The organism is Rhodococcus sp. R1101 (assembly GCF_000278445.1).
Lineage (GTDB): Bacteria > Actinomycetota > Actinomycetes > Mycobacteriales > Mycobacteriaceae > Rhodococcus > Rhodococcus gordoniae.
Map to the genome: position 1 here is coordinate 1 of NZ_AJVB01000051.1, position 14,954 is coordinate 14,954.

Sequence of the window (14,954 nt, forward strand, 5' to 3'; positions counted from 1 at the left end):
TCGACCTGCAGGGAGCGATCGCCTTCGCACCGGGCAGCCGGACGAGTGAGACCGCCCAGTACTACGCGACGGCCGGCCCCGCGATCGGTCCGGCGCTCGGATTCCTGCCGGTCCTGCTGCTCGGCGCGCAGGCGGCGGACCCGGCCATCGACGCCGACGCGATGCTCACGGACGCGTCGCGACCTCTGCTCGATGCAGCGCGCACCGGGTGCATGGACGACATCCGCGAAGCCGCGAGCACCGTTCCGGTGGATCAGGTGTTCGCTCCCGGTGCGGATCTCGACGCGCTCCGCGAGTACTACGCCGGCCAGGAACTCGAAGCGCTCACCCTGACGGTGCCGACACTCGTCGTGCAGGGCACCGACGATGTGCTGGTGTCGCGTCCGGTCACCGACCGGGTCACCGAGGCGCTGTGCGGCAACGGCGCCGACCTGACCTACCGGGTGTACGACGGAGCCGACCATCGCGGCGTGCTCGACGCGTCCTTCGACGATGTGCGGACCTTCGTCGACGGAGTGCGCACGGGCGAGACGCAGGACGGGACGTGCGGTTGATGCGGTCGTTCAGTCGGTCTTGACGCGTTCCGGTGCGGTGTAGACGTTCATCGTCTCGCCGCGGAGAAAACCCACCAGGGTCAGGCCCGACTCCGCGGCGAGGTCGACGGCGAGGGACGACGGCGCCGATACCGCGGCGAGTAGGGGAACGCCGGCCATCACGGCCTTCTGCACGAGCTCGAACGAGGCGCGTCCGCTCACCATGAGCACGCTGTGCGACAGCGGGACCCGGTTGTCGGTCAGGGCCCGGCCGAGCACCTTGTCGACGGCGTTGTGCCTGCCGACATCCTCGCGCAGGGCCCACAGCGCACCGTCGAGCGTGAACAGTGCCGCTGCGTGCAGGCCCCCCGTCGACTCGAAGACCTGCTGATGCCGGCGCAGGGTGTCGGGCAGTTCCGCGAGCGTGTGCGTGCCGATCGAGGTGCCGCCGGCCTCCCGCAGCGGATATCGCGTGCGGGTGCGCACCTCGTCGAGCGAGTTCTTCCCGCACACCCCGCACGCGGAGGTCGTGGTGAACGCGCGTCGCCCCGTCCCCTCCGGGATCGTGACACCGGGAGCGAGGGTGATGTCGAGAACGTTGTAGGTGTTCGCACCGCTGTCGTCGACCCCGTCGCAGTACCGCACCGCGGCGATGTCCTCGCGACTGCCGATCATCCCCTCGGCCAGGAGGAATCCGTGGACGAGGTCGACATCGTGCCCGGGGGTGCGCATCGTGATCGTCAGCGATTCACCGCCGACCCTGATCTCGAGCGGTTCCTCGACGGCGAGGGTGTCGGGACGTCGCGTCACCCTGTCCGCCGTGATGCGCAGTACCGATCGACGTGTCGTGACCCGTCCCATCCTCTACCTCCCAGATACGTGCAGCGGGTCGAGCCGTTGTCACTACACAACTCGACAGGGCAGGGGTACCCGGTCGTGCGGCACGTCATCCTCCGTACTGCCCGCCACTGCCCGCCCGTTCACGGCTGCGCTCGGCCCCGCCCCGAGGCGGTGTGGACCGCGGGTGGCGTCACACGAAACCCACCCGCTCCTCGTAGGGACACTACAGACTCGGTCTCCTCTCGGGGGACGGTGACGAATGCGGGCCACCGGTCGGCTTCGGATCGCGGATACCAGGGTCGAACAGGGCAGACCCGGGTGGTCGCTCTCCCGAGTCGGACATCGCATCTACGATGTCGGCCATGGCTGTGCGCAGGATCGACGCAACCGAACGCCGAGCACGACTCGCCACCCGGCACCGCCTGCATCCCGGGCACCACGCCACCGATGCGGTCGACGCCGCGACCAGCATGGTGTGCCTGCACGGCACCGATCCCGCCAGCGTCTACCTGTCGGCATGGGCCCGGGTCGACGACTTCGTCACGACCGACCTCGATCGGGCCCTCTACACGGATCGGTCGCTGGTGAAACACATGGCCATGCGGCGCACCGTCTTCGTCTTCCCGCGCGAGATCCTGCCGGCCGTGCAGGCGGGCGCGAGCGCGCGAGTCGCAGCAGCGCAACGCCGTCAGGTGGTCAAGGACGTCGAGAAAGCCGGTCTGCACGGTGACGGCGAGCAGTGGCTCGACGAGGTGAGCAGCCACGTGCTGCGGGCGTTGTCCGGTGGACGCGAAGCGACGTCCAGCGAATTGCGTGCCGAGATCCCGCTTCTCGACGCGAGTATCGACTACGGGATCGGGAAGTCGTGGGGCGGCAGGGTCCCGTTCGCTCCGCGCGTGCTCACCGTGCTGTCCGCCGAAGGAAAAGTGGTGCGGGCGTCCAACAACGGGTCGTGGCGCGTGTCGCGGCCCGCCTGGACGTCGACGGAGTCATGGCTCGGCGCCGGGATCGCGACGTGCGACGAAGCCGACGGCGTACGCGCCCTCGTGGAATCGTGGCTGCGGGTCTTCGGGCCGGGTACCGAGGCCGACATCAAGTGGTGGCTCGGCTCCACCCTCACCGCCGTACGCGCGGCTCTCGCCGACCTCGACGTGGTGGAGGTGGATCTCGACGGCCGTTCCGGATACCTCCTGGCCGACGACGTGGAGGAACCCGCTCCCGCCGACCCGTGGGGGGTACTGCTGCCTTCCCTGGACCCCACGGTGATGGGATGGGCCGAACGAGACTGGTATCTGGGGTCGTACAAGGGCGACCTGTTCGATTCGAACGGCAACGCCGGGCCCACGGCGTGGTGGGACGGACGGATCGTCGGCACGTGGTGGCAGAGCGATTCCGGATCCGTCGAACTGCATCTGCTCGAGGACATCGGGGTCGACGGCCGGGCGGTGCTCGAACAGGAGGCCGCGCGCCTCGACGAGTGGCTCGGGGGAGTGAAGGTGACGGCCAGATTCCCGACACCTCTCGCGAAGGAGCTCGCGGCGGCGACGGACGGCGCGCCGTCGGGCAGGTCCTCGTCGTAGGCTGCGCTCATGGCCATCGAACCGAGAACCGCCACGCGCCGCGACATTCCGGCCTTCGCTCCGGTGGTCGCCGAAGCCTTCGTCGACGATCCGGTCTTCACGTGGATGTTCCCGGACGAACACCACCGCATCCGGCGCATGACCCGTTTCTTCGCGGCCGACGCCCGGCACCATATGGTGCCGTTGGGGGCCGACCGACATCGCCGAGTCCGGCGGGGTCGTCGGAGGCGCGGCGATGTGGGCGCCACCCGGACGATGGCGTAGCGATATGTGGACCTCGCTCCGTCTGCTGCCCGGTTTCTGCGCAGCACTCGGCAGGTACATGAAACGGGGACGGCAGGTCGACGAAACCCTCGATGCGGCGCATCCGGGCGAACCGCACTGGTATCTGTCGACGATCGGCACCTCACCTACCGCGCGGGGGACCGGCCTCGGCACCGCCCTCATGACTGCCGGCCTCGACCGTGCCGACGCCGAACACGCTCCGGCCTACCTCGAATCGAGCAAGGAGGCGAACATTCCCTACTACGAGCGGTTCGGGTTCGAGGTCACCCGCGCCATCGTCGTCCCCGACGGCGGGCCGACGCTGTGGGGAATGTGGCGGCAGCCGCGCTGATCACCGGCGACGACGCCGGTGTTCGCCGGATTCCTTCGGCGGACGGGGCATGTCGCCCTAGCATGAACCCACACGTGCGGCGACGAATCTTCGAGGAGCGCCCGACATGCAGGTACTCGTGGTCTACGAATCGATGTACGGCAACACCCGGCACGTCGCCGAAGCGATCGCCCGGGGGATGGACGGACTTGCCTCCGTCGAGGTGGTGGCGGCATCCGAGGCCGGTGGCAGGAGTCCTGCCGCCTACGACCTGATCGTCGTCGGTGGACCCACCCACGTCCACGGTATGAGCCGGCCGAGCACCCGGCACGGGGCAGCGGAGGCCGCAGACCGGCCGGACAGCGAACTCGAGCTCGAACCCGGCGCGGAAAGCGACGGCGTTCGCGAGTGGCTCGCGTCGCTCGGTGAAGCGTCGGGTGCGGCGGCGGCGTTCGACACCCGCCTCGATGCGTTGCCCATGCTCACCGGCCGCGCCTCGAAAACGATAGGGAAGAAGCTGCGGAGGCTGGGTTTCACGCTCGCCGCGGAACCGGAGAGTTTCCTCGTCGACGAACAGACCGTCCTCGAATCCGGCGAGGCGGAACGCGCCGGTCGGTGGGGACGAGCGCTCCTCGAACCCGAGTCCGGTCGGTGAGTGTCCCGGAGCGGTCCTCGGTCGGGCGCCGGGCCGGCTATCTCGTCGGCATCGTTGTCGACGCGGTACTGCTCTACCTGATCAACGGGTGGCCGGGATGGGACGAGGTGCCCTTCCTCACCGAGGACACGACCCGTGTCCTCGGATGGGTGAACGCCTCGATCATCGCCGGAGTCGTCACGAACGCCGTCTACCTCGTTGCCGACCCACCGCGATCGAAAGCCCTCGGCGATCTGGTGGTGAACAGCATCGGGCTCTACGCCCTCGTGAGGATCTGGCAGGTGTTCCCGTTCGATTTCCCCGACGACGGATCGGTGCCGTGGGATCTTATCGCCCGGACCGTGCTGGTGGTGGCCATCGCCGGAACGATCATCGCCCTGATCGTCGCAGTGATTCGACTCGTGACCGGCCGGCGGAGGTGAGCGCCGCAGAGTCCGCGCAGCAGAGAATCAGGCGCCCTGCCAGACGGTGTCGAACGGGGTGTTGGCGGACACCCGCGCCTTGATCCCCACGGTGACGAAATCCTTGGCGCGGGCCGCGGCGTCGGCGACCGACCCGCCCTTCGCGAGTTCGGCCGTGATGGCGGCCGCGAGGGTGCAGCCGGCGCCGGACACCCGCTCGTTGCCGACCTTCGGTGCCGTCAGCAGGGTGACCTCGGAACCGTCGAACAGGACGTCGACGGCGTCCTCGCCGTCGAGTTCGACGCCGCCCTTCGCCACGACGTACTGCGGGCCGAGATCGTGGATGCGACGCGCCGCCTCGACGAGCTGGTCGACGGAGGTGATCTCGTCCATACCGGACAGCATGCGAGCCTCGAACAGGTTCGGGGTGACGACCGTGGCATGGGGCAGCACCTGCGCACGCAACGCGTTGTCGGTGTCGAGCGCCGCCCCGGCTTCCTGGCCCTTGCAGATCAGGACCGGGTCGAGCACGACGTGCCGCCAGGACTGCTTCTCCAGGCCCTCGGCGACCACATCGATCGTCGTGGGTGTGCCCAGCATGCCGATCTTCACCACGTCGAGGTCGTGAGCGGCGGTCGCTGCCTCGATCTGGTCGGCGATCACCTCGGCCGGGACGGGGAAGAAGCGGTGGCCCCAGTCGTTCTTCGGATCGAACGAGACGATGCACGTCGTGGTGCCCACGCCGTACACACCCAGCTGCTGGAACGTCTTGAGGTCGACCTGCAGACCGGCGCCACCGGTCGCTTCCGAGCCGGCGATGACGTATGCGAGGTCGACCATGTGAGTGCTCCGTTCGGACGGGGAGACGGCGTTTCCGCGGGATGTACCCGCCGGACGACCAGGTTACAGACGAACCCGGTGCCGCCTGCGGACCGCCCACCGCCGCTCCCGATATCGTCCAGGCATGACGGCCTTCGACGAGCTCGACGACTACCTGGCGCTACCCCGCGTCACCTCCCTCACGATGTCTCCGGACGGGAACCGCCTGGTGATCACGCAGTCGACGCTCGACGACAAGGCCACCGCGTACACGGGCGCGTTGTGGGAGGTGGATCCCGACGGCGATGCCCCGGCACGGCGCCTGACCCACGGCGCCACGGGCGAGTCGAACCCGACCTTCACCGCGACCGGCGACCTGCTCTTCACCGCCGCCCGCGGTACGGACGACCCGCCGGTGTCGCTGTGGCGACTGCCCGTGGCCGGCGGGGAGGCCGAGCAGATCGCGTCCCGGAAGGGCGGGTTCGCGTCGGTGTGTGCGGCGTCGCACGCCGACAGGACGGTCCTGCTCGCGTCCGTTCTCGGTCACAGCGAGTCCGACGACGAACGCATCCGGGACGCCCGCAAGGACGGTGCGGTCACCGCCGTGCTGCATGCCGGCTATCCGGTGCGCTACTGGGATCACGATCTCGGACCCGACCAGCCGCATCTGCTCCTCCCGGACCGCAGCGGCGACGGGTTCACCGATCTCACGCCGGGGATCCGCGGGTCGCTGCGCGACGCCCACCTCGATGTCGCTGCGGACGGTTCGTTCGCCGCGGCCACCTGGGTGGTCCCCGGTCCGCTCGCCTCGCGCCGCGTCACCGTCGTGCGGATCGATCTCGGCACCGGTCTGCGCACCCCGCTCGTCGACGACGAGACCGGCGACGCGACACATCCGTCGCTCTCCCGGGACGGACGCAAGCTCGCCTATCTGCACGAGTCGATCGGCGACGCCGAGAACCCGCCGCAGGTGACCGTCCGCGTCCTCGACATCGCCTCCGGAGCCACCGATATCGAAGCCCCCGAGTGGGACCGGCGTCCCACTTCGGTGGCCTGGCTGCCCGACGGGTCCGGTCTCGTGCTCACCGCCGACGATCACGGACGCGCACCGGTCTTCGTCCAGCGGCTCGGTGACGCGCAGCCCGTCCGCGTCACCACGGACGACGCCGCCTACACCCATGTCCACCTCGCGCCCGACGGCAACCGTGCGTACGCGCTGAGGGCCTCGTACGACGCACCGCCACATCCCGTGCGCATCGACCTGACCGGACCCGGCGCCGGCACCGTCACGCCCCTGCCCGCTCCCGCTGCGCTCCCGGAACTGCCGGGCCGCCTCGTGGAAACGACCACCGACGCCGCCGACGGCACGCCGGTGCGGGCATGGCTTGCGCTCCCGCACACCGCGTCCGCCGCCGACCCCGCACCGCTGCTGCTGTGGGTGCACGGTGGACCGCTGAGCAGCTGGAACACATGGTCGTGGCGCTGGAATCCGTGGCTTCTCGTCGCCCGGGGCTACGCGGTGCTGTTGCCGGACCCCGCACTGTCCACGGGATACGGCGACGCCTTCATCCGGCGCGGCTGGGGACGCTGGGGACGCGAACCGTACACCGACCTCATGGCGATCACCGACGCCGCGGTCGCGCGGAACGACATCGACGAGGACCGGACCGCGGTGATGGGTGGCTCGTTCGGCGGATATCTGGCCAACTGGATCGCCGGTCACACCGACCGGTTCCGGGCGGTCGTCACCCACGCCGGTCTGTGGGCGCTGGACCAGTTCACCCCGACCACCGACGTGGCCTGGTACTGGCAACGGGAGATGACCCCGGAGATGGCCGTCGAGAACTCACCGCACCTGTTCGTCGCCGATATCGTCACGCCCATGCTCGTCATCCACGGCGACAAGGACTATCGCGTCCCCATCGGCGAAGCACTGCGCCTGTGGTACGAGCTGCTCGACGAATCGGGGCTGCCCGCCGAGGACGACGGCACCACCGTCCACCGGTTCCTGTACTTTCCGTCCGAGAACCACTGGGTGCTACAGCCGCAGCATTCGAAGATCTGGTACCGCACGGTCGAAGCATTCCTGTCGGAGCACGTGCTCGGCCGCCCGCTCGACCTGCCGGCCGAGCTGGGCTGACCGAGAACGTCCGGGGGTGTCGACCGCCTGTTACGCGGGCGGTCGCGGCTGGTCGCCGGGCGACGCAGGCGGACGAGTGGGCTCGTCGGTGGCCGGGGTCGACTCACTCGTAGACGAGCCGGTGTGCGTCGCCGCGTGTTGGCCGGACCCGCTCTGACCGCGGTGGGTGACCTTCTCGGCGAGACCGCCCACCGTCTCCTGGAGCTGTGGTGCCTTCTCCTTCACGACGGAGGCCGCTTCGGTCACCTTGTCCTGTACGGCAGGTATGACCTTGTCCTGTACCGCCGGGTTGTGCCACAGCTCGTTCGAACGTCCCCGCATCTTGTCGTACGTCTCGCGGCCCGCCCGGGTCCCCGCGACGAATCCCGCAGCTGCACCTGCAGCGAAGATCAATGCCCGCATCATGACGGGGTCCTCCGTCCTGTCAGTTCGGCGTCCGCGCATTCGGCGGCCCGGCAATGCGATACCCGGTCGGGGACCGGGCCACACCCTCCGGTCGTCGCCCCTGTCCGGTTCTCTCGTGGCCCCTGTCCAGGAGGTTCGCGTCCGACGCTTACGATTGACGGGTGACCAGTGCGCCAGAGAACTCGCAGAACCCCGCCGACGCCCTTCCCAAGAGCTGGGACCCCAGCGCCGTCGAAGCGGAGCTCTACCAGCAGTGGGTGGACGCCGGCTACTTCGAGGCCGACCCTACGAGCGACAAGCCCGGGTACTCGATCGTCCTGCCGCCGCCGAACGTCACCGGCAGCCTGCACATGGGTCACGCCCTCGACCACACCCTCATGGACGCACTCTCCCGCCGGAAGCGCATGCAGGGCTACGAGGTGCTGTGGCTGCCCGGCATGGACCATGCCGGTATCGCCACCCAGACCGTCGTCGAGAAGCAGCTCGCCACCGACGGCAAGAAGAAGGAGGACCTCGGCCGCGAGGCCTTCATCGACAAGGTCTGGCAGTGGAAGGCCGAGTCGGGCGGCACGATCCAGGGCCAGATGCGTCGTATCGGCGACGGCGTCGACTGGTCGCGTGACCGCTTCACCATGGACGAGGGGCTTTCCCGCGCTGTCCAGGTGATGTTCAAGCGCCTCTACGACGAGGGCCTGATCTACCGCGCCGAACGACTGGTCAACTGGTCGCCCGTGCTGCAGACCGCGATCTCCGACATCGAGGTGAAGTTCGAGGAGGTCGAGGGCGAACTCGTCTCCCTGCGCTACGGCTCCCTGAACGACGACGAGCCGCACGTGATCGTCGCCACCACCCGCGTCGAGACGATGCTCGGCGACACCGCGGTCGCGGTCCACCCCGAGGACGAGCGCTACAAGGACATCATCGGCACCACGCTCGAGCATCCCATCACGGGGCGGCAGATCCCGATCATCGCCGACGACTACGTCGACCCCGAATTCGGTACGGGCGCAGTGAAGATCACGCCTGCGCACGACCCCAACGACTTCGAGATGGGTCTGCGGCACGACCTGCCGATGCCCACGATCATGGACAAGGCCGGTCGCATCGCCGATTCGGGTACGCGCTTCGACGGCATGGACCGCTTCGAGGCACGCGTCGCGATCCGCGAGGAACTCGCCGCGCAGGGACGCGTCGTCGCCGAGAAGCGCCCCTATCTGCACAGCGTCGGCCACTCCGAGCGGTCCGGCGAGACCATCGAACCGCGCCTGTCGATGCAGTGGTGGGTCAAGGTCGACAAGCTCGCGAAGGCCGCCGGTGACGCAGTGCGCAACGGCCACACCGTCATCCACCCCGCGAGCCAGGAACCGCGCTGGTTCGATTGGGTCGACAACATGCACGACTGGTGCATCTCGCGTCAGCTGTGGTGGGGTCACCGCATCCCGATCTGGTACGGCCCGAACGGAGAGGTCCAGTGCTTCGGCCCCGACGAGACCGCACCCGACGGCTGGGAGCAGGACCCGGACGTGCTCGACACGTGGTTCTCGTCCGGCCTGTGGCCGTTCTCGACGATGGGCTGGCCGGAGAAGACCCCCGAACTCGACAAGTTCTATCCCACCAGCGTTCTCGTCACCGGCTACGACATCCTGTTCTTCTGGGTCGCGCGCATGATGATGTTCGGCACCTACGTGTCGGGCGACGACGCCGTGCACCAGGCGCAGGTGCCGTTCCGGGATCTGTTCCTGCACGGCCTGGTCCGCGATCAGTTCGGCAAGAAGATGTCCAAGTCGCGCGGCAACGGCATCGACCCGCTCGACTGGGTCGAGCGCTTCGGCGCCGACGCCCTGCGCTTCACGCTGGCGCGTGGTGCGAACCCGGGCGGCGACCTCGCCGTCGGTGAGGACCACGCCCAGTCGTCGCGCAACTTCGCGAACAAGCTGTTCAACGCGACCAAGTTCGCGCTCATGAACGGTGCGGTGATCGGCGAGCTCCCCGCCCGCGAGCAGCTGACCGACGCCGACCGATGGATCCTCGACCGCCTCGAGCAGGTGCGCACCGAGGTCGACGCCGCCTTCGACCACTACGAGTTCTCCAAGGCGTGCGAGGCGCTCTACCACTTCGCGTGGGACGAGGTCTGCGACTGGTATCTCGAGCTCGCCAAGGTCCAGCTCGCCGAGGGCAGCGTTCACGCCGACGGCACCAAGGTCGTGCTCGGCACCGTCCTCGACCAGCTGCTGCGCCTACTGCACCCGGTCATCCCGTTCGTCACCGAGACCTTGTGGAAGGTGCTCACCGGCGGCGAGTCCGTGGTGATCGCGTCCTGGCCCGAGACGTCCGGAGTGCCCACCGACGACACCGCGGCGCAGCGTGTCGCCGACCTGCAGAAACTCGTCACCGAGATCCGCCGATTCCGGAGCGACCAGGGCCTCAAGCCGTCGCAGAAGGTGGCGGCCCGGCTCGTCGACGTCGAGGACGCGGATCTCGTCGCCCAGGTGCCGGCCGTGCAGTCGCTCGCGCGCCTGACCGAGCCGGAGGACTCGTTCTCGGCCACGGCGTCGATCGAGGTCCGGTTGAGCCGCGCGACGGTCACCGTCGAGCTCGACACCTCCGGCAGCATCGACGTCGGCGCCGAGATCGCGCGCCTGCGAAAGGATCTCGCCGTCGCGGAGAAGGAACTGGCGGGCACCTCGGGGAAACTGTCGAACGAGGCGTTCCTCGCCAAGGCACCCGATCAGGTGGTCGAGAAGATCCGCGGTCGCAAGCAGATCGCCGAAGAGGAGATCGCGCGGATCACCGCGCGGCTGAAGGAGCTGGGCGCGGCGTGAGCACCGACACCCCGGGGTCGCCGTCCCCGGTGGACCTCGCCGAACTGACGCTCGTCGAGGCCGAACTCGACAAGCGGTGGCCGGAGACGAAGATCGAACCGTCCCTGGCGCGGATCGCCGCGCTCATGGACATTCTCGGGTCGCCGCAGAACAGCTACCCGTCGATCCATGTGGCAGGCACCAACGGCAAGACGTCGACCACCCGGATGATCGATGCGCTGCTCACGCGCATGCATCACCGGGTCGGTCGCACGACGAGCCCGCACCTGCAGCTCGCGACCGAGCGGATCAGCATCGACGGTGCCCCGGTCTCGCCGCGCACCTATGTCGACACCTACCGCGACATCGAACCGTACGTCCGGATGATCGACGAGCAGTCCGAAGCGGCCGGCGGGCCGAAGATGAGCAAGTTCGAGGTGACCACCGCAATGGCGTTCGCGGCCTTCGCCGACGCCCCGGTCGACGTCGCCGTCGTCGAGGTGGGTCTCGGCGGACGCTGGGACGCCACCAACGTCGTCACCGGGCAGGTCGCGGTGATCACTCCCATCGGTATCGACCACACCGGCTATCTCGGTGACACCCTCACAGAGATCGCGGGGGAGAAGGCCGGGATCATCAAGAAGGCACCGGACGACGGTCTCGTGCCCCGCGACACCGTGACGATCATCGCGCAGCAGGAACCCGAGGCGATGGAGGTGCTGCTGCGGCAGGCCGTCGAAGCCGACGCGGCCGTGGCCCGTCAGGGCTCCGAGTTCGCGGTGGTCCGGCGCGCGGTCGCCGTCGGCGGACAGCAGATCGACCTGCAGGGTCTCGGCGGTCTCTACACCGACATCTTCCTGCCGCTCCACGGCGAGCACCAGGCCCACAACGCGTCGGTCGCGCTGGCCGCGGTCGAGGCGTTCTTCGGGGCGGGCCCCGGCAAGCAGCTCGACGTGGAGGCGGTGCGCGACGCGTTCGCGTCGGTGACCACACCGGGCCGGCTCGAACGGGTGCGCAATGCACCCACCGTCTTCCTCGACGCCGCGCACAACCCGCACGGCGCGAAGGCCCTCGCGGCCGCGCTCGCCCAGGAGTTCGACTTCCGCAAGCTCGTGGGCGTCGTGAGCGTGATGGCCGACAAGGACGTCGCGGGTCTGATCGAGGCGCTCGAACCGGTCTTCGACGAGATCGTCGTCACGCACAACGGGTCGCCGCGGGCGATGGACGTCGACGATCTCGCGAACATCGCCGTCGCCCGATTCGGCGACGAACGGGTCGTCACCGCGGCGACGCTCCCGGATGCGATCGAGACCGCGATCGCGATTGCGGAGGAGGTCGGCGAGCCCGGCGAAGCGGTGTCGGGCGCCGGGGTCGTGGTCACCGGTTCGGTGGTGACCGCAGGTGCGGCCCGCAGTCTGTTCGGAAAGGATCCCGCGTGAGCAACGACAAGCCGGAGGAACAGAAGTTCCGGCCGCCGACGACGGACCCGTGGAAGGGTTTCCGGGGCGTGATGGCGGGAACACTCGTGCTCGAGGCGATCGTGGTCCTGCTGGTGCTGCCGGTCATCGCGACCGTCGGTGGGGGACTGAGCGCGTGGTCGACGACCTACGTCGTGGGTCTCGCCGTCCTGATGTTCCTCGGCGCCGGGGTGCAGAAGAAGTCGTGGGCGATCCCGTTCAACATCACCCTGCAGGTGCTCGCCGTGCTGGGCTTCTTCGTCGACCTCGCGTTCGGCGCGGTGGGCGTGCTCTTCGCCGTGGTATGGGCGTACATCTTCTACCTGCGTAAAGACATCAGGGATCGCGAATCCAGGGGTCTGCTCCCGGGCCAGCGGGACTGAACCTCTAGGCTTGTCGCGTGACTGAGCGGACCCTGGTACTGATCAAGCCCGACGGCGTCGCACGCCGTCATGTCGGAGAGATCCTCGCGCGCATCGAGCGGAAGGGTCTGGACATCGTGGCTCTCGAGCTGCGTACGGCGACCGAGGAGGTCGCCGGAGCGCACTACGCGGAACACGAGGGCAAGCCCTTCTACCCCTCGCTGATCGAGTTCATCACCGGCGGTCCGCTCGTGGCGGCGGTCCTCGAAGGCCCCCGCGCGATCGCGGCCTTCCGGCAGCTCGCCGGTGGCACCGATCCGGTCGAGAAGGCCGTTCCCGGCTCGATCCGCGGCGATCTCGGCCTGGATCCGGGCGAGAACCTGGTCCACGGCTCCGACTCGGTGGAGTCCGCCGAGCGCGAGATCGCTCTCTGGTTCCCCGCCCTGGCGAAATAGCAACCCTGCACCGGCCGGCGCGCCTGGCGTGTCGCCCACGAAACCGTTCGGGCGTCGCGCTTCGCGCTTCCCGACACCTCCGACGGCGCCCTCCGGGGCGCCGTTGGCGTATCCGGAGATCTCCGTGTGGGATACTGGCAGAGGTTGCCCCGCACACACCGCGTGCGGAGCGGCCGAACGACATCACGGATCGATGCCCGACATCGCTGTGGCCGAGGACGAAGGAGACACCCTCGCTCGGCGGCACGCTGGATGTTCCGGCGCTCGACCCGCGATCAAGCCAGGCATTGCTCGGCCGTGCAGTGAAAACGGGCACCGGACGACCGCGCGATGCGAGACCGGAAGGACTCGCGCCCACCCGGCGCGAGTACACAAGCTGCGCCCCCGCGTGGCCGCTCACATCGCTGTAGTCGGTGGTGGACGCGCCCGGGGGCCTTAGGAGACCTACGTGGCCGATCAAGAGCCGCCGGAAGACAACTCGATCGAAGCGTCGGACGCAGAGGGACGAAACCTCCTCGGTCTGCCTGCCAAGATCCGCGTCCATGCCCTCGCCAAGTTGCTGGGGCTGACCAGTAAGCAGGTGATCGCGAAAGCCGCGGAGCGTGGCACCGAGCTGCGCAGTGCGCACTCGACGCTCCCTCGCGACGTCGCGGAGGACCTGCACGCCGCGCTGAGCGACACAGGTACGCCCGAGCCTGCAGTGCAGGAAGCCGAAGCCGCTCCCGAAGCCGCAGCCGCCGAGCCCGCAGCAGAGCACACCCCCGAGCGCGCAGCCGAGACGGCGCCCGAGCCCGCGAAGGCAGAGGCGGAGGAGACTGCCGAGGCTGTGCCGGTCGAGAGCGCCGAGGCTGTGCCGGTCGAGAGCGGAGAGCTCCGGCCCGCCGAGAAGGCCTCGGACGAGACCGCGCCGCAGGCAGTCGAGACCCCGTCCGTCGGAGGACCCACCGGGCTGTTCACGTCCGTGGAGCAGAGCACGCCGCTGTTCGAGATGCCCGAGCCGTCCACCACGGCCGAGTCGATCGTCGCCGCGCCGCTGTTCCTGCAGCCCGAGGTACCCTCGCCCGCCGAGGAGGAGACCCGTCCGCGGCGGCGACGTGCCCGTCGCGGCAAGGACGCCGAGCAACCGGTGGCAGAGGAAGAGCAGCAGCCCGCCGAGTCCGCCGAACCGGCCGCCGGCGAGTCCACCGAGGATGCGACCTCGTCGCAGGCCGAGGAAGACCAGGACGACCAGCCGCGTCGCCGTCGTCGCGGACGTCGCGGTCGTGGGCGGGGCCGTGGGGACGGCACCGACATCGAGCAGGACGAGACCACGGCGACCGGGGAGGACACCGAGTCGTCCGACGCGGAGACAGAGGAGTCCCCCGCCGAGGACACGTCCGACATCGAGAAGGACACCACCGAGGAATCGACCTCGGGCGACGAGCAGAGCACCGACGAGCACGACGACGACGAGCAGGGCGGGACGTCACGTCGTCGTCGCCGCCGTCGCCGTCGTCGCGGTTCCGCCGACACCGACACGGCGAGCACCGAGGACGACTCGGTTCCCACGGTCGTCCACGAGCGGGAGCCGCGTCCGAAGAGCCGTGTCAAGGACGAGGTCCAGGGCATCAGCGGTTCGACGCGTCTCGAGGCGAAGCGTCAGCGTCGCCGCGACGGCCGCGAGGCGGGTCGCCGTCGGCCCCCGATCCTCACCGAGTCCGAGTTCCTCGCGCGTCGTGAGGCCGTCGACCGGGTGATGGTCGTGCGTGAGCGCACAGGTGGCGCCCATGCGGGAATGACGCAGGTCGCCGTGCTCGAGGACGGCATCCTCGTCGAGCACTTCGTCACGACCTCCGGGTCGGCATCGATGGTCGGCAACATCTACCTGGGCCGCGTGCAGAACGTGCTGCCGTCCATGGAGGCCGCGTTCAT

Annotated in this window: 12 protein-coding genes and 2 pseudogenes; 11 read left to right on the forward strand and 3 right to left on the reverse strand. The window is 69.2% G+C overall.

Features of this window, described 5'->3' with window-relative positions; translation table 11 throughout:
* Positions 1-554 (forward strand): annotated as a pseudogene (locus R1101_RS25975) (alpha/beta hydrolase); the annotation flags it as partial.
* A gap of 9 nt (positions 555-563) precedes the next feature.
* Here the strand turns inward: R1101_RS25975 and fdhD are convergent.
* Positions 564-1,394: a formate dehydrogenase accessory sulfurtransferase FdhD gene (gene fdhD, locus R1101_RS0106235; protein WP_016932605.1), complete on the reverse strand. Its 831-nt coding sequence runs from the start codon at positions 1,392-1,394 to the stop codon at positions 564-566.
* 341 nt (positions 1,395-1,735) lie between these two features.
* Between fdhD and R1101_RS25980 the strand changes: the two genes are divergently transcribed.
* The 4 genes and pseudogenes from R1101_RS25980 (at position 1,736) to R1101_RS0106255 (ending at position 4,625) form a co-directional block, all read left to right on the forward strand.
* A complete protein-coding gene (locus tag R1101_RS25980) occupies positions 1,736-2,953 on the forward strand; it encodes a winged helix DNA-binding domain-containing protein (RefSeq protein WP_016932606.1) in 1,218 nt (405 codons plus the stop codon).
* A gap of 9 nt (positions 2,954-2,962) precedes the next feature.
* Positions 2,963-3,569: pseudogene (locus R1101_RS25985) on the forward strand (GNAT family N-acetyltransferase).
* 106 nt (positions 3,570-3,675) lie between these two features.
* Positions 3,676-4,203, forward strand: a complete 528-nt coding sequence (locus R1101_RS0106250; RefSeq protein ID WP_016932608.1) for a flavodoxin family protein — start codon at positions 3,676-3,678, stop codon at positions 4,201-4,203.
* On the forward strand, positions 4,200-4,625 hold the full coding sequence (locus R1101_RS0106255) for a hypothetical protein (protein WP_016932609.1): 426 nt from the start codon (positions 4,200-4,202) through the stop codon (positions 4,623-4,625). The genes R1101_RS0106250 and R1101_RS0106255 overlap by 4 nt, the downstream gene beginning before the upstream one ends.
* Positions 4,626-4,652: 27 nt before the next feature.
* On the opposite strand, the gene thiD is transcribed toward R1101_RS0106255, so the two are convergent.
* Positions 4,653-5,444 carry a bifunctional hydroxymethylpyrimidine kinase/phosphomethylpyrimidine kinase gene (thiD, locus tag R1101_RS0106260; RefSeq protein WP_016932610.1) on the reverse strand — a complete coding sequence of 264 codons (792 nt, stop codon included), beginning with the start codon at positions 5,442-5,444 and terminating at the stop codon, positions 4,653-4,655.
* Positions 5,445-5,568: 124 nt separating this feature from the next.
* On the opposite strand from thiD, the gene R1101_RS0106265 reads away from it, so the two are divergent.
* Positions 5,569-7,563, forward strand: a complete 1,995-nt coding sequence (locus R1101_RS0106265) for a S9 family peptidase (RefSeq protein ID WP_016932611.1) — start codon at positions 5,569-5,571, stop codon at positions 7,561-7,563.
* Positions 7,564-7,593: 30 nt separating this feature from the next.
* Here the strand turns inward: R1101_RS0106265 and R1101_RS0106270 are convergent, their stop codons facing one another.
* The gene (locus R1101_RS0106270; protein WP_016932612.1) at positions 7,594-7,968 is read right to left on the reverse strand and encodes a hypothetical protein; all 375 of its coding nucleotides are present in this window, start codon (positions 7,966-7,968) and stop codon (positions 7,594-7,596) included.
* A gap of 161 nt (positions 7,969-8,129) precedes the next feature.
* Here R1101_RS0106270 and R1101_RS0106275 point away from each other — a divergent pair, with 161 nt between their 5' ends.
* The 5 genes from R1101_RS0106275 to R1101_RS0106295 form a co-directional block, all read left to right on the forward strand.
* Positions 8,130-10,790, forward strand: a complete 2,661-nt coding sequence (locus tag R1101_RS0106275) for a valine--tRNA ligase (protein WP_016932613.1) — start codon at positions 8,130-8,132, stop codon at positions 10,788-10,790.
* Positions 10,787-12,208 carry a bifunctional tetrahydrofolate synthase/dihydrofolate synthase gene (gene folC, locus R1101_RS0106280; protein ID WP_026002945.1) on the forward strand — a complete coding sequence of 474 codons (1,422 nt, stop codon included), beginning with the start codon at positions 10,787-10,789 and terminating at the stop codon, positions 12,206-12,208. The genes R1101_RS0106275 and folC overlap by 4 nt, the downstream gene beginning before the upstream one ends.
* Entirely contained in the window at positions 12,205-12,609 is a 405-nt protein-coding gene (locus tag R1101_RS0106285) for a DUF4233 domain-containing protein (protein ID WP_016932615.1), read from the forward strand. Before folC ends, R1101_RS0106285 begins: the two co-directional genes overlap by 4 nt.
* Before the next feature lie 17 nt (positions 12,610-12,626).
* On the forward strand, positions 12,627-13,043 hold the full coding sequence (gene ndk, locus R1101_RS0106290; protein WP_016932616.1) for a nucleoside-diphosphate kinase: 417 nt from the start codon (positions 12,627-12,629) through the stop codon (positions 13,041-13,043).
* A 448-nt stretch (positions 13,044-13,491) separates the two neighbouring features.
* Positions 13,492-14,954, forward strand: a 1,463-nt coding sequence (locus R1101_RS0106295; protein WP_016932617.1) for a translation initiation factor IF-2 N-terminal domain-containing protein, incomplete at its 3' end; no start/stop codon positions are given.